The organism is Microbacterium sp. T2.11-28 (assembly GCF_950097975.1).
GTDB lineage: Bacteria > Actinomycetota > Actinomycetes > Actinomycetales > Microbacteriaceae > Microbacterium.
Genome location: NZ_CATNHF010000023.1, coordinates 89995 through 104353 on the forward strand (window position 1 = coordinate 89995; position 14359 = coordinate 104353).

12 protein-coding genes are annotated in these 14359 nt (G+C 70.9%); 11 read left to right on the forward strand and 1 reads right to left on the reverse strand.

Going from position 1 to position 14359, the window contains the following annotated elements; all coding sequences use genetic code 11:
* Window positions 1–8 precede the first annotated feature (8 nt).
* The 7 genes from QQZ13_RS10040 to QQZ13_RS10070 all read left to right on the forward strand — a co-directional run bounded on the left by QQZ13_RS10040 (window position 9) and on the right by QQZ13_RS10070 (window position 7923).
* On the forward strand, window positions 9–1478 hold the full coding sequence (locus QQZ13_RS10040) for a sugar ABC transporter ATP-binding protein (RefSeq protein ID WP_284528895.1): 1470 nt from the start codon (window positions 9–11) through the stop codon (window positions 1476–1478).
* Window positions 1475–2515 (forward strand): ABC transporter permease, encoded by a 1041-nt coding sequence (locus tag QQZ13_RS10045; protein WP_284528896.1) that lies wholly within the window; start codon window positions 1475–1477, stop codon window positions 2513–2515. The genes QQZ13_RS10040 and QQZ13_RS10045 overlap by 4 nt, the downstream gene beginning before the upstream one ends.
* Window positions 2516–2584: 69 nt before the next feature.
* Window positions 2585–3943 carry an aspartate aminotransferase family protein gene (locus tag QQZ13_RS10050; protein WP_284528897.1) on the forward strand — a complete coding sequence of 453 codons (1359 nt, stop codon included), beginning with the start codon at window positions 2585–2587 and terminating at the stop codon, window positions 3941–3943.
* Window positions 3940–4659: an HAD family phosphatase gene (locus tag QQZ13_RS10055; protein WP_284528898.1), complete on the forward strand. Its 720-nt coding sequence runs from the start codon at window positions 3940–3942 to the stop codon at window positions 4657–4659. Before QQZ13_RS10050 ends, QQZ13_RS10055 begins: the two co-directional genes overlap by 4 nt.
* The gene (locus QQZ13_RS10060; protein ID WP_284528900.1) at window positions 4656–6080 is read left to right on the forward strand and encodes an amidase family protein; all 1425 of its coding nucleotides are present in this window, start codon (window positions 4656–4658) and stop codon (window positions 6078–6080) included. Before QQZ13_RS10055 ends, QQZ13_RS10060 begins: the two co-directional genes overlap by 4 nt.
* Window positions 6077–6994, forward strand: a complete 918-nt coding sequence (locus tag QQZ13_RS10065; protein WP_284528903.1) for a hypothetical protein — start codon at window positions 6077–6079, stop codon at window positions 6992–6994. Before QQZ13_RS10060 ends, QQZ13_RS10065 begins: the two co-directional genes overlap by 4 nt.
* Window positions 6991–7923: a phosphotransferase gene (locus QQZ13_RS10070; RefSeq protein ID WP_284528904.1), complete on the forward strand. Its 933-nt coding sequence runs from the start codon at window positions 6991–6993 to the stop codon at window positions 7921–7923. The genes QQZ13_RS10065 and QQZ13_RS10070 overlap by 4 nt, the downstream gene beginning before the upstream one ends.
* A 45-nt stretch (window positions 7924–7968) precedes the next feature.
* On the opposite strand, the gene QQZ13_RS10075 is transcribed toward QQZ13_RS10070, so the two are convergent.
* Window positions 7969–8982, reverse strand: coding sequence for a LacI family DNA-binding transcriptional regulator (locus QQZ13_RS10075; protein WP_284528905.1), 1014 nt, complete (start codon window positions 8980–8982; stop codon window positions 7969–7971).
* A gap of 77 nt (window positions 8983–9059) precedes the next feature.
* Here QQZ13_RS10075 and QQZ13_RS10080 point away from each other — a divergent pair, with 77 nt between their 5' ends.
* The 4 genes from QQZ13_RS10080 to QQZ13_RS10095 are packed head-to-tail and all read left to right on the forward strand — an operon-like array spanning window position 9060 to window position 14353.
* Window positions 9060–10424 (forward strand): ABC transporter substrate-binding protein, encoded by a 1365-nt coding sequence (locus QQZ13_RS10080; protein ID WP_284528906.1) that lies wholly within the window; start codon window positions 9060–9062, stop codon window positions 10422–10424.
* Between the two features lie 5 nt (window positions 10425–10429).
* The gene (locus QQZ13_RS10085) at window positions 10430–11338 is read left to right on the forward strand and encodes a carbohydrate ABC transporter permease (RefSeq protein ID WP_284528907.1); all 909 of its coding nucleotides are present in this window, start codon (window positions 10430–10432) and stop codon (window positions 11336–11338) included.
* A gap of 3 nt (window positions 11339–11341) precedes the next feature.
* Complete coding sequence (locus QQZ13_RS10090; protein ID WP_284528908.1) at window positions 11342–12208, forward strand: carbohydrate ABC transporter permease; 867 nt, start codon at window positions 11342–11344, stop codon at window positions 12206–12208.
* 6 nt (window positions 12209–12214) lie between these two features.
* Window positions 12215–14353, forward strand: a complete 2139-nt coding sequence (locus QQZ13_RS10095; protein ID WP_284528909.1) for a glycoside hydrolase family 2 protein — start codon at window positions 12215–12217, stop codon at window positions 14351–14353.
* Window positions 14354–14359: the final 6 nt, after the last annotated feature.

Below are 14359 nucleotides of genomic sequence, written 5' to 3' on the forward strand. Positions count from 1 at the left end.
AGCTGAGCATGACCACCGCACGCCTCGCCTTCGACGATGTGACCGTCGACTTCGGCGTCACCCGGGCACTTGACGGCGTCGACCTGTCCTTCGCCCCCGGCGAGATCGTCGGCCTCCTCGGTCACAACGGTGCCGGGAAGTCCACGCTCGTGAACGTCGCGACCGGCGCCGTCCGTGCCACGGGGGGCCGGATGCTGGTGGACGGCGAGCACGTGGCGGCCGACACGCCCCGTCAGGCCGCCGAGCTCGGGATCACCGTGATCCACCAGACGCCCGCGCTCGTCGGCAACCTGACGGTCCTCGACAACCTCTACCTCGGCCGTGACCGGACCGGACGCGCGAAGGCCGACCGCACGGAGGCGCGCGCGGCGCTCGCCGAGGTGGGCGGGGACGACCTCACGCTCGACACGATGGTCGCGACTCTCGAGCTCGGTCAGCGCCAGGTCGTGGACCTCGCCCGCGGCCTGCTCCACGGCGAGATGAAGGTCCTGCTCCTCGACGAACCGACCGCCGCGCTCGGCCAGGCGGAGACCGATGCCCTCCACGCGCTCATCCGCCGGCTCGCCGCGAAGGGCACGACGGTCATCTACGTCTCCCACCGTCTGCCCGACATCATCGAGGTCTGCGACCGCGTCGCGATCCTGCGCGAGGGGAAGGTGGCCGGCGAGCACGCCGTCACGGGCCTCAGCGCCAGAGCACTCGCGACCGCGCTCGTCCCCGATCTCGAGGAGGCGGAGCACGTCGCGGCGACGGTCGGCGCCCCGGTCCTCGAGATCACCGCGCCTCACCCGCTGACCTTCCGTGCGGGCGAGGTCGTCGGCCTGTTCGGTGTGGCGGCGGGGGAGCAGTTCGAGCTCCTGAACGCGCTGCACGGCGCCGGCGGCGTCGAGGCGACGCTGAACGGCGACCCGTATCGAGCGCGGACGCCGCTCGAAGCGATCCGGCAGGGCGTGCACCTCGTCGTCGCCGACCGCGACCGCGACGGCCTCATCGCGGGCCTCGCCGCGCGCGACAACGTCTACCTGCCGTGGCGGGGACGGAAGGTGGCGGGCGCGAAGGTCGCCCCGACGCAGCGCTCCCGGGTCGCCGGTTACGCCGACGCGCGGCGCCGTCTCGGCATCTTGGGCCCCGGGCCGGAGTCGCCGATCTCGGCGTTCTCCGGCGGCAATCGCCAGAAGCACCTTCTCGCCGCGTGGCTGTACCCCGCGGTGCCGACCGTGCTGCTGCTCGCCCAGCCCACCCAGGGGGTCGACGTCGGCGCGAAGGCCGACATCCGCCGGGCCGTCCGGCAGGCGGCCGCCGAAGGGGCGACGGTCCTCGTCGCGAGCGCGGAGAGCGACGAGATCGCCGGCCTCTGCGACCGCAGCTATGTGCTCTCGGGCGGCGGCATGGCCGAGCTCGCGCGCACCCCCGACTTCGACGCAGCGCTGCTGCAGACCCTGCTCGACCTCATTCCCACGAAGGGCGTCCTCGCATGAACCTCACCCAGTTGAAGATCCTGCTCGCCAAGAACGGCGCGATCGTCGCGCTGATCCTGCTCGTGATCGTCTTCACGATGCTGAACCCGCGGTTCGTCCAGCCGGGGAACCTCATCACGATCGTGCTGTCGATGGCGGAGGTGGGGATCATCGCGATCCCGCTCGCCTACCTCGTCATGAGCGGATCGATCGACCTGTCCGTCGGCTCGGTCGCAAGTCTCGGGTCGGTCGTCTGCGGCCTCGTGGCGACGGGCACGGGCAGTATCTGGCTGGGGATCGGGGCGGGGACCGCAGCGGGCCTCGTGACCGGGCTCATCACCGGCGTCCTCGTCGAGCACCTGCGGCTGAACCCTCTGGTGGTGACGCTCGGTCTCCTGAACGTGTGGGCGGGACTCGCGCTCTTCCTCACGAACGGACGCACGATCACGGGACTGCCCGCCGAGTCGCGCGACATCGCCGGGTTCGCCCTCTTCGGCGTCGTCCCGCTGCCGATGCTGCTCCTCCTGATCGTGACGGTCGCCGCGTGGTGGGTGCTCAACTACCGCCCCTTCGGCCGGCAGCTCCTGGCCGCGGGCGGCAACCAGCGGGCGGCGTTCCTCATGGGCATCAACGTCCGCTCCGTGCGCCTGCGCCTCTTCGTGCTCGCGGGCGTCGCCGCCGCGTTCGCCGGCGCTCTCATGACCCTGAAGCTCCAGGCCGGCTCCCCGACCACGGGCCAGGGGCTCGAGTTCAGCGCCCTCACCGTGGTGCTCCTCGGCGGAGTCGCGGTCGCCGGCGGGGCGGGCCGGATCAGCGGCGTGATCGCCGGTCTCCTGTTCGTCGGCGTGCTGCGCAACGGCCTCGTGATCCTCGGGGTCAGCCAGTTCCTGCAGACGATGATCGTCGGCCTCACCCTCGTCGTCGCGATCTCGCTCGACGAGACCCTCCAACGGGTGCTGAAGTCCGCGTGGAACAACCTCGCCAAGCAGCGGACGACGCAGAAGACCGCGTCGGTCGAGGAGGCGGCGGCCGAGACCCCCGAGCCCGTCCGCAACTGAGCCGGCCCGCTCCCACTGCGCCCCAGCCGGCCCGCCGAACGACCCCCCGAGAACCACAAGGAACCCCACATGACCACCGACGCGCCCGTCTCCCTCTCTTCGATCATGGACGGCAACAGCTTCCGGATCGCCGACCTCGACCGGCTCGCCCCTGCCGCGCAGCAGCTCGTGCTCCGCCGGCAGGCAAGCCTCGGTCCGAGCTACCGCCTCTTCTACCGGACGCCCGTCCACGCGGTGTCGGGCTCCGGCGCCTACCTCTACGACGCCGACGGCACCCGCATCCTCGACGCCTACAACAACGTCCCGAGCGTCGGGCACGCGAACCCCGCGGTCGTGGACGCCGTGACGACCCAGATGCGGAAGCTCAACACCCACACGCGGTACCTCCAGGACGGGATCGTCGCCTACTCCGAGCAGCTGCTGGCGACCCTTCCCGACCACGTCGGGTCGATCATGTTCACGAACTCCGGCTCGGAGTCGAACGACCTCGCGATCCGGATCGCGCGCCTGTGGACGGGAGGTCAGGGCATCGTCGTGACCGCCGAGGCCTACCACGGCACGACGGAGCTCCTCAGCCGCGTCTCGCCGGCGATATCCGGCGGGTTCCCCGACGACGACACCGTGCGGATCATCCCCGCGCCCGACCCCTACCGGGTCGAGACCGACGACATCGGCGCGTGGTTCGCCGATCGTGTCCGCGAGGCGTTCGACGACCTGCGGGCCCACGGCATCCAGCCCGCGGCGTTCCTGGCCGACTCGATCTTCTCCTCCGACGGCATCTACCCCGACCCGCGCGGCTTCCTCGCCCCGGCGATCGACGTGGTCCACGAGTACGGCGCGCTCTTCATCGCCGACGAGGTGCAGCCCGGGTTCGCGCGGACGGGGGCCACCTTCTGGGGCTTCCAGCGCCACGGCGTCGAGGCCGACCTCGTGTCGATGGGGAAGCCCATGGGGAACGGCGTGCCGGTGGCGGCCCTCGCCGGCCGCCCCGAGATTCTCGCCCGGTTCGGCAAGGAGGTGCCCTACTTCAACACGTTCGGCGGCAACTCGGTGTCGATCGCCGCAGCGCAGGCAGTGCTCGACTACATCCAGTCGACCGACCTCATGAGCTCCGTGGCGCGCACGGGAGCGCTCCTGCGCGAGGGGATCGAGGCGCTCGCCGTCGGCCGGCCCCTCATCGGCGACGTCCGCGGCGCCGGCCTCTACATCGGCGTCGACATCGTCTCGGACCCCGACACGAAGAACCCCGACTCGCCGGCCGCCCTCGGGATCGTCAACGCCCTGCGCGAGCGCAATGTCCTCATCAGCGTCGCCGGCCCCGGCAACAACGTGCTGAAGATCCGGCCGCCTCTCGTGTTCGGCGAGCGGGAGGCCCAGCTCCTGCTGACCACCCTCGACGACGTGCTGGAGGAGGTCGCGCCGCGATGACGTGGCCGGATGCCGTGCTGTGGGACATGGACGGGACGTTCATCGACTCCGAGCGTGCGTGGCTCGACGGCGCCCGCACCCTTGCGGCGCGCTCGGGAGTCACCCTGCAGCGGGCCGACCTCGATCGCCTCGTCGGAGCGAGCATGGCGACGACCGCCGCGGTTCTCCAGGCGGCCGGGGTGGCGGGCGACGCCGACGAGATCATCGCGGAGCTCACCGAGCGGGTGCGCATCGGGCTGGTCGACGACCTCGTCTTCCGGCCCGGCGCGCTCGCGCTCGCCGCAGAGGTGGCGGCCGCCGGTATCCCGCAGGCGATCGTCAGCATGTCGAACCGGAGGATCGTCGACCACGTGATCGCGGTCGCTCCGGTGGCCCTGGCCTCGGTCGCGGGAGACGATGTCGCGAACGGCAAGCCGCACCCCGAGGCTTACCTCACGGCGGCCGCGCGGCTCGGCGTCGCCATCGAGCGCTGCATCGTCCTCGAGGACAGCGCGACCGGTCTCGCCGCCGGGGTCGCCAGCGGCGCCGTCGCGGTCGCGGTCCCCTTCTACCTGCCCGTCGACGCATCGGCCGCGGCGGCGGAATGGGACGCGCTCGAGGGGCGGACGCTCACAGACCTGCAACGTCTGGCGCCGCGGTCGAGTCCGCCGTCCATTCCGTCCGATGACAACACCGCCCTGCTCCCCACGCCCACTCTCATCACGGAGGAACGATGACCACTCACACCCCGACCACCGCCTCGCTCGCGAGCGCCAGCGCCGCCGACCTCGCGGGCTGGTACCGCGACGGCAGCGTCTCGCCCGTCGACGCGACCCAGGCCGCCATCGACGTCGCCGCATCGGCCGGCGTCGAGCTGAACGCGGTCGCCGTGATGAACGCCGAGCAGGCGCTCGAGGATGCCGCCGCGAGCGCCGCGCGCTGGGCCGCCGGCACGCCGCTCAGCGACCTCGACGGCGTCCCTGTCTCCGTGAAAGACAGCTTCCCGATGGTGGGGCTGCCGCGCTGGCACGGGAGCAAGCTGAACGACGCCGCTCCGGCATCCGCCCACGACGGGGCTCCGGTGCGCCGCCTCCGCGAGGCCGGCGCGACGCTGTTCGCCAAGACCTCGATGCCCGACTTCGGGCTCATCGGCGCCGGGGTCAGCTCCCAGTTCGGCATCATCCGCAACCCGTGGAACCCGGCGCTCAACCCCGGCGGTTCCTCGAGCGGATCGGGGGCTCTCGTGGCGCTCGGCGCCGGACCGCTGTCGATCGGCACGGACATGGGCGGCTCGGTGCGACTTCCCGCCGCGCTGTGCGGCCTCGCGGGCCTGAAGCCCACGCAGGGGCGGATCGCCTACGACCCGCCGAAGCTCATCGGCAGCGCCGGCCCCATGGCCCGGACGATCGCGGACACCGCGACGCTCCTGCGCGTCATCGGCAAGCCCGACCTCACCGACCACCTGAGCCTCCCCGGAGCCTTCGAGGGCGACGGCGCCGCCCTGGCATCCCTCACGGGGGTGACGGTCGGTCTCCTCCTGGCCACCGACGTCCCCGGCGGCGTCGACGAGGAGGTGGCTGAGGCGGTGCTCGCACAGGCGGCCGTGCTCTCCGCCCACGGCGCGACCGTCGTGCCGATCGAGGAGCCGCTGACCACCGCGGTCGATCGGGAGAGCTTCATGACCGTGCTCTCGACCCGGGGCCTTCCGGAGCTGCTGGCGGTGCCGGAGGAACTGTGGCCCCTGCTGCCCCCGCAGCTGCTCGAGCAGCTGCTCAGCCGCACCGACATCACGGCGGTCGAGCACGTCGCGAACGAGAAGAAGCTCGACGGCGTCCGCGCCAAGATCGCGGCCGTCCTGAACGCCTTCGACTACGTCCTCTCGCCCGTGACGCCGGTCGTTTCGTTCCCCGCGGAGAACGTCACCCCCGTGCGCAACGACTACTCGCTCGACCACATGGTCTTCACCTCGCCGTACAACCTCACGAGCCTCCCCGCCGGCACGGTGCCGGTCGCGATGTCGGCGAGCGGGATGCCGATCGGGGTGCAGATCGGCGGCCGACGCTTCGACGACGCAGGCGTGCTCGCCGTGCTCGCGCTCCTGGAGCAGGAGCGCTCGTTCGACCTCGCCTTCCCGTTCGCGGGGGTCGCCGGCGCATGAGCGCGCGGCTGAGCGGCCTTCCTGACGAGTGGGCGAGCCTGGACTGGCAGCCCACCGGCATCGGCGCGGCGCTCCTCAGCTGGCAGGGCGCCTCGCACGAGAGCTGGCGCGCGACGACGGCTGCCGGGGTCGGCGTGATCGGGAAGGCGCCGCGCCCGCACGCCGCCGCGAGCGCGGCCGCCGTCGCCCGTGCGGCGGCGTCACGGGCCGGGGTCGGTCCGCGGATGCTCGTCGTCGACGCGGCGTCGGGGATCTCGGTCGAGGAGGCGCTGGGCCCGGACTGGCGCGTCGCGACGGGACTGCGACTGCAGGCCCCCGGCGCGGTGGCCGCCGTGGCGGCGGCCCGGCGCGCGTTCCGGGAGTCGGGCGCCGACCTTCCCCCGCGGGATCTCGGCGCGGAGGCGCAGGCGATGATCGACGGGTTCGCCGCCGCGGGCGCGGAGCTGCCCCTCACGATCGCACCGCTCGCCGTCGTGCTGCCGCGCGTGCGGGCGGCTGTGGCGGGCGGTCCGGCACCGATGCCGTGCTGGCTCTCGTCGGAGATGTCCGACATCCAGCTGGGTCCGGACGGCGCCGTGCTCCTCACGGGCGGCACGACGGCGGGCCTGGCCGACCCGCTCGCCGACGTCGGGAGCCTCCTCACCGAGCTGGCCCCGACGGTGTTCCCGGCGGAGGAGGCGTTCGAGATCATCTGGGGGAGCCCGCACGCCGGCGCCCTCGCCCGCGCACGTCTGTGGGGCGTCATCGTCGACCTCTGGGTGCTGCTGCGCGCGATGCAGGCGCACGCGCTCGATCCCGAGTCCGAAGTCGGCTACCCCGGGTACCTGATGTTCCGCACGTGGCACGCCGAGTACCCGGTGCTGACCGGCGAGATCGACGCGCTCATCATGCGGGCCGAGGAGGGATGGGAATGACCGTCACGTATTGGCACGCACTTGGGCCCGGCGCCCTCGCCGAGGCGGTCGAGACACTCCCCGGCTGGCCGTTCGGCGGCGACCTGCGGATGGAGCGGATCTCTTCGGGAACGACGAACGTGAACTGGCGGATGATCGCGCCCGACGGCATCCGCTTCCTGAAGGTTCCGGGTCAGGGCGCGGAGGCCTTCGTCGACCGGCAGGCGGCGCACGAGGCGGCGGTCGTGGCCGCCTCGACCGGAGTGGGGCCTGACGTCCTCTATTTCGACGACGCGACCGGCATCGAGGTGAGCGCGTTCCTCGACGGCTACCGCTCCTCGGGCGCGGGAGACCTGCTGTCGCCGACGGGCATGACCGAGGTCATGCGGCTCTACCGTCAGCTCCACGGCGGGGAACTCCTCTCGGTGACCAAGACGCTCTTCGACATGATCGACGAGCACCAGGCGCAGATCGCCGAGACGGGGCGTCCGCTCCAGCCGTACCAGCGCGAGGTGCAGGAGCGGTGGCGTCCGATCCAGGAGCGCTACGTCGCCGGAGGGCTCGAGCTGGTCCCCGGGCACAACGACCCGAACCCGCCGAACTTCATGGTCAAGCCGGGTGCGCCCATGATGCTCATCGACTTCGACTACGCCGCCAATACCGATCGGTATTACGAACTCGGGGCGTACCTCACCATCATGGGTATCCCGGGCGACGTGCGCCGCAGGCTCTTCGCGGCGTACGCCGGCGCGGAGCCGACCGAGGGTCAGCTCGCGCGCCTCTACCTCTCGGGCATCGGCACGCTCGTGAAGTGGGGGCACTGGGCTCTCTACAACTCGGTCGTCCGCGACATCGACTTCGACTACGAGAAGTACGGCGCCGGCATGCTCCTCGGCGCCCTCACGATGCTGAAGAGCGACGCGTGCGTCCGGGCGGTCGCGGCGCTGTAGTCCGGGCTGGACGCCGACGCCGACGCCGAGCCGCCGCTGCGCCGATCAGGCCGAAGTGCTCTCCCGCATGACGAGGCGGTGTGGCGCGACGATGCGCTGCGCGGACTCGGCCGGGTCGTCGATCCTGGCGAGGAGCCTGCCGATCGCCTCACGGGCGATGAACGGGGTGTCGAGGGAGACCGTGCTCAGCGAGGGACGGCCGTACCGCCCCTCCTCGATGTCGTCGATGCCGATGACGGCGATGTCCTCGGGGACGCTCAGGCCCGCGTCGAAGATCGCGCGGATCGCGCCGACGGCGAGCAGATCCGAGAAGCAGAAGATGGCGTCGGGCCTCGTCGGCCGCTCGCACAGCTCCATCGTGGCGCGGTAGCCGTCGGCGCGGCTGTAGTGGGGGGCAGGAAGCATCCATTCGGGGTCGACGGGAAGGCCTGCGTCGGTGAGGGCCGCCTCGTAGCCGGCGGTCCGCTGGCGGGGCGTGGCGTACTCCTCCTCGGGCTGGGCGCCGATCGCGGCGATGCGGCGGCGACCGATCGCGACGAGGTGCGCGACGGCCTCGCGGGCCGCGGCGACGTTGTCGATCGCGACGTGGTCGAAGCGGCCGTCGAACTCGTGCTCGCCGAGGAGGACGAGGGGCACGCCGCTGCGGGAGTGCTTCATCTCGAGCAACTCGGACGAGGTGACGAGCGGGCTGAACAGCATGCCGTCGAAGAGCATGGTGCGGTCCTCGCCGAGGAGCAGTTCGCGCTCGCGCTGGTGGTCGTTGCCGGTCTGATCGATCATGACCCGGTAGCCCTGAACGGCGGCGGCGTCGATCACGTCGCGGGCGAGCTCGCTGAAGTAGGGGACGTCGATCTCGGGCACGACGAGCGCGAGGGCACCGGTCCGGCCGGTGCGGAGGGTGCGGGCGACGGGGTTCGCGCGGTAGTCGAGCTCCTCGATCACGCGCATGACGCGTTCGCGCATCTGCTCGCTGACGTGGGTGTACCCGCTCACGACGTTCGAGACCGTGCGGACGGATACCCCGGCGCGGTCGGCGACGTCACGGAGCGTGGCAGGCATGCTCACATTCTAGGCTTGCAACGTGTGCAAACGTCAGGCTAGTGTTTGCATCGTTGGCAAACACGAAGGAGTGTGAGATGCACCTCACCCGCACAGCAACGGTGCGCACGGCAGCAGCCGGCGCAGCAGCGGTCCTGGCCACCGTGGCCCTGACCGCCTGCGGTCCCGACATCTCGGCGCCCGCCGAATCATCGGACCCGAACGTCCTCCAGGCTCCCTCCGAGGAGAGCCCGTCGGGCGAGATCACGATCTGGGATCGAGAGGGCGACCTGTTCACCGTCTTCGAGAACACGATCGCCGCGTTCAACGAGAAGTATCCCGACATCACGGTGAACCACGTCGCGGTCGACATCGACGCGAAGCTGCAGAACACCCTCATTACCGGCACCGACGTGCCCGACGGAGTGTTCCTCGACGACGCGCGCGTGTCGAGCTTCACCGACTTCCTCTGGGACCTCTCGGACGTCCTCGAGCCCTACGCGGCCGACATCGCGCCGCAGAAGCTCGCCGTGAACACCGCCGCGGACGGCATCTACGGCATCCCGTTCGACCTCGACCCTGGGCTGCTCTACTACAACGAGGCGGCGCTGACGGCGGCGGGAGTGGATGCCACGCAGATCGAGACGTACGACGACCTGCTCGACGCCGCCCGGGCCTACCAGGAGAAGGTGCCGAGCGCCCGACCCATCCACCTGGAGCAGGCGCCGTTCCTCGCCCAGCTCCAGCTGGAGATGTACGCCAACCAGCTCGGCACCTCGCTCGGCGACGAGGCGGGCGAGCTGCGGCTCGACAGCCCGGAGTACGAGCGCATCCTCACGTTCCTCGACACGGTGAACGACGAGGGTCTCGGCACCCGCGCCGAGTACCTGAGCCCGACCGACATCGGCGAGCTCGAGAACGGCAACCAGGTGTTCTACCCGTGGGCGATCTGGTTCAGCTTCGCGCCGCAGCAGCTCCTCCCCGAGACGAGCGGCGACTGGCGGGCGATGGAGCTTCCCGCGTGGGAGGCCGGCGGCGCCCGCAGCGGCGCGATGGGCGGCTCGTCGTTCGTGCTGCCGAAGGACGGGGAGAACTCCGACCTCGCGTGGCTGTTCTACGAGTTCCTGATGTTCGACGAGGCCGGCTACTCGGCCGTATGGGGGCCGAACGAGGTCTACCCGAACGGGCTGAACACCTCGATCCCGAGCTACCTGCCCGCCGCCGACCCGGCCAGCCCGCTGTTCGGCGAGGTCGAGGCGCTCGGCGGTCAGGACCTCTGGGAGGTCGCGACGTCGGCCGGGGCCGAGATCCCCGCCGCCGGCCCGATCCCGACCTGGTGGGGCGGCGCCGTGGACTACCTCGGCAACGACCTCCAGCGCATGCTCGACGGCGATCTCGAGCCCGCCGAGGTGATCTCGCAGTCCACCGAGCAGATCCAGACGAACCTCATCGACCGACAGTGACCGCCGTGACCACCCGCTCCGCCCTCACGCCCCGCAGGCGACGCCTGTCCGGCGCACGCGTCCGGAGGCTCTCCGCCCCGTACCTGTTCGTGCTGCCGTTCATCGCGATCTTCCTCGCGTTCAGCGTGTACCCCCTGATCTACACGTTCCGTCTCAGCTTCACGAACTGGCGCGGATCAGGGGCGGCGGAGTGGGTCGGTCTCGGCAACTACACCTACCTGCTGACGAGCCCGCAGTTCTGGTCCTCGATCGGCAACTCCGCGGTGCTGTGGCTGCTCATCGTCCCGATCCAGCTGGTCATCGGTGTCGTGATCGCGGTCCTGCTGAACTCGGCCACGCTGAAGTTCCGCGGGATGTACCGGATCGCGTACATCGTCCCGTTCGTGACGCCGCTGGTCGCCATCGCGCAGATCTGGATCGTGCTCTTCGACCAGGGGTACGGAGCGGTCAACGCCGTGCTGAACCTCTTCGGCATCCCCGACGTCGGCTGGCTGACGACGACCATGTGGGCCAAGCCCACCCTCGCCCTCCTGTTCCTGTGGAAGACGACCGGCTTCATCGTGATCATCCTGCTGTCGGGCCTGCAGTCGATCGACGGCTCGATCTACGAGGCCGCGGCGATCGACGGCGCCAGCCGCCCGCGGCAGCTCTGGAGCATCACGGTGCCGCTGCTGCGCCGCACGATCATGTTCTGCGTCGTGCTGCAGACCCTGGCGGTCTTCCAGATGTTCGCCGAGCCGTACGTGATGACCCAGGGCGGCCCCTACAACTCGACCACGACGGCGGGCTACTACCTGTACAACCACATCACGCGGGCCGACCTCGGCACCGGGGCGGCCAACTCGTTCCTGCTCGTCATCCTGGTGCTGGCGCTGTCGCTCGGCTTCGTCCGGCTGCTGCGAGCGAAGGACTGAGCCATGGCCACGACACGCACCCGTCCCGATCGCGTCCGAGGCGCCGTCTCGCACCTCTTCCTCGTCCTGCTGCTCCTGGGCTTCCTCGGCCCGGTGATCTGGGCGCTGCTCTCCTCGTTCAAGCAGCCCGCCGACATCATCCGCTACCCCCTGCTGTTCGATCCGTCCACGTTCACGGTCGACAACTTCGTGCGAGTGTTCCACGATGTCCCGTTGGCGACAGGCTTCCTGAACACGGGGATCGTCCTCCTGTTCAAGGGCGGCATCACGATGTTCTTCGCCCCACTCGCGGGCTTCGCGTTCGCGAAGTACGACTTCCGCGGCAAGAACCTCATCTTCGGCGCGGTGCTCATCACCCTGATGCTCCCGACGATCGTCCTGATCATCCCGCTCCTGCTGCAGATGAAGGCGTTCGGATGGATCAACACCTACCAGGCGCTCATCCTCCCCGGCGCGATCGATGCGTTCGCCATCTTCTGGATGAGACAGGTGATCTCCGCCGTGCCCGATGAGCTCATCGACGCCGCGCGCGTCGACGGCTGCAGCGAGTTCGGCATCTTCACGCGCATCGTGCTGCCCGTGATCCGCCCCGGACTCGCGGGCCTGGCGGTGCTCACGATCATGAACATCTACAACGACTTCGTCTGGCCGGTGATCGTCGCCAACACCGAGCAGATGGCGACGATCCAGGTGGTGCTCTCGGGCCTCGCCTCCACGATCAGCGGCAACCGGGTCGGGGCCGACTACGCCACGGTCACGGCAGAACTCCTCGCGGCGAGCTCCGTCGCACTCATCCCGCTTCTGATCCTGTTCATGGCTCTGCAGCGGCATTTCATCAACGGCATCCTCGCCGGCAGCGTGAAGGGCTGACCACACATGACGACGACCATCCCCGACGAGACGACGAGCGTCGGCACCGCGACGGTGCCGCGCCCCGAGTACCCGCGCCCCGATCGGGACCGCTCCGAGCGCTGGCTGTCGCTCAACGGCGCATGGGGCTTCGAGGCCGACGGCGCACCGGAGCGCATCACCGTGCCGTTCGCCTGGGAGACGGCGGCGTCCGGCGTCGGACGCACCTGGCTGGAGCAGGCGACGTACCGCCGCCGCATCGAGGTGCCGGCGTCCTGGTCGGGCGCGCGCGTCGTGCTCTGCTTCGGCGCCGTGCACCACCACGCCGTCGTCGAGGTGAACGGCATCCGGGTCGGGGAGCACCGCGGGGGCTACGAGTACTTCGAGTTCGACATCACCGACGCCCTGCGCGCGTCCGCAGACCGGCGCACCGACGAGGCGTCGAGCGCGGGAGACGAGATCGCCGTCGCCGTGCACGCGCCGGCCGACAAGCGGGAGATCCCGCACGGCAAGCAGCGCTCGATCCCGCGCGACGACTACGACGGAGTGTCGTTCACCCCCACGTCGGGCATCTGGCAGAGCGTGTGGCTCGAGGCGCGGGGACGCACGTACGCTCAATCGGTCGCGATGCGCGGCGACAGCCTCGACGGATTCGACGTGCGCGTCGTGCTGGACGGCGACCATCCTGCCGGCGCCGAGGTCGAGGTCGAGCTCGACGGGGCGGAGGAGCGGATCCGGCTCGTCGCGGACCCCGAGGGCGTGGCCGAGGGCCGGATACCGATCGCCGCACCGCACCTGTGGTCGCCCGAGGACCCGCACCTCTACCGCCTTCGCGTCCGCACCGGCGACGACCTCGTCACGGTGACGGGCGGACTGCGTCGCATCGAGGCGCGCGGCGAGGAGCTCCATCTCAACGGGGAGCGCCTCTATGTCCGCGGCGTGCTAGACCAGGGCTACTGGCCGGAGACGGGACTCACGGCGCCGACGGTCGACGACCTCCTCGGCGACGTCGCCTGGGCGGCGGAGCTCGGCTACAACCTGGTGCGGAAGCACCTGAAGTTCGAGGAGCCGCTGTGGCTCGCCGAGGCCGACCGGGCGGGGATGCTCGTCTGGGCGGAACCCGCTTGCCCGAGCCGGTACTCGCCGGCGTCCGCCGCCGCGTTCGAGGCGCAGCTCGAGGGCATGGTCGAGCGCGACGGCAACCACCCGAGCATCGTCATCTGGGGTCTCTACAACGAGGAGTGGGGGCTCGACTGGGACATCCCGGGGAGCCCCGCGCGCGCCGAGGCCGCGCGTCACGCGTACGACCGGCTCCGGGCGCTCGACGACTCGCGGCTGATCGTGGAGAACTCCGGCTGGTCGCACGTGAAGACCGACCTCCTCGACTGGCACTACTACGAACCCGACCTCGGAGAGTGGGCGCGCGCCGTCGGTGCGCTCGCGAGCGGTGAGCAGGAGACCTTCCCGGTGCGGCTGGGTCCCGACTTCGTCGTCGACAAGTCGCTGTACGGTTCGGACGACACGCCGCGCACCGGCATCCCGCTCATCAACAGCGAGTACGGCGAAGGGTTCACGAGCCTCGAGCGGATCTGGCACCTTCGCTGGGAGACGCAGGAGCTCCGCAGGCACGACCGGTACGCCGGCTACGTGTACACGGAGTTCGCCGACGTCGAGCACGAGGCGGCCGGGCTGCTGACGACCGACCGGCGGCTGAAGGATGGCGCGGGCCTGGTGCCTCGCGACGTCAACGCGGAGACGGTGATCGTCATCGACCTCGTCCCGCGTGCGGCCGGCGCTGACATCGTGCCGCCCGACGCGGAGACGACCGTCGACGTGCACATCTCGCATCACGGGACGGATGCCGTCCGCGGCACCGTCGTCGGTGCGTGGCTCGCCGCGTACGCGCCGCTGCCGGCGGAGGCGCCGCACGCCGGCGCCGAGTCCGCAGAGGTACAGGCGGTGCCGTTCCGGCTGTCGGACGCCGTGTCGATCGCCGTGCCGACGCACCCCGCCCCGGGCCGCTTCGGCCTCTGGTTCGTGGACGGCGCCGGCACGGTGCGAGCGCGCGCCTACCTCGACGCTGCGGAGGTCGAGTCGGCGAACCGCCGCGGCGCGCGCCCGGGGGAGTTTCCCGGGCACGCGCAGCCGGGCTGGACGCGCGGCTGAGGCGGG

What these genes read in the sequence shown, in the direction of transcription:
- QQZ13_RS10065 (WP_284528903.1), top strand. Translation starts at nt 6,077, where the DNA reads ATGAGCGCGCGGCTGAGCGGCCTTCCTGACGAGTGGGCGAGCCTGGAC.
- QQZ13_RS10055 (WP_284528898.1), top strand. Translation starts at nt 3,940, where the DNA reads ATGACGTGGCCGGATGCCGTGCTGTGGGACATGGACGGGACGTTCATC.
- QQZ13_RS10060 (WP_284528900.1), top strand. Translation starts at nt 4,656, where the DNA reads ATGACCACTCACACCCCGACCACCGCCTCGCTCGCGAGCGCCAGCGCC.
- QQZ13_RS10090 (WP_284528908.1), top strand. Translation starts at nt 11,342, where the DNA reads ATGGCCACGACACGCACCCGTCCCGATCGCGTCCGAGGCGCCGTCTCG.
- QQZ13_RS10045 (WP_284528896.1), top strand. Translation starts at nt 1,475, where the DNA reads ATGAACCTCACCCAGTTGAAGATCCTGCTCGCCAAGAACGGCGCGATC.
- QQZ13_RS10070 (WP_284528904.1), top strand. Translation starts at nt 6,991, where the DNA reads ATGACCGTCACGTATTGGCACGCACTTGGGCCCGGCGCCCTCGCCGAG.
- QQZ13_RS10080 (WP_284528906.1), top strand. Translation starts at nt 9,060, where the DNA reads ATGCACCTCACCCGCACAGCAACGGTGCGCACGGCAGCAGCCGGCGCA.
- QQZ13_RS10050 (WP_284528897.1), top strand. Translation starts at nt 2,585, where the DNA reads ATGACCACCGACGCGCCCGTCTCCCTCTCTTCGATCATGGACGGCAAC.
- QQZ13_RS10040 (WP_284528895.1), top strand. Translation starts at nt 9, where the DNA reads ATGACCACCGCACGCCTCGCCTTCGACGATGTGACCGTCGACTTCGGC.
- QQZ13_RS10095 (WP_284528909.1), top strand. Translation starts at nt 12,215, where the DNA reads ATGACGACGACCATCCCCGACGAGACGACGAGCGTCGGCACCGCGACG.
- QQZ13_RS10075 (WP_284528905.1), bottom strand. Translation starts at nt 8,982, where the DNA reads ATGCCTGCCACGCTCCGTGACGTCGCCGACCGCGCCGGGGTATCCGTC.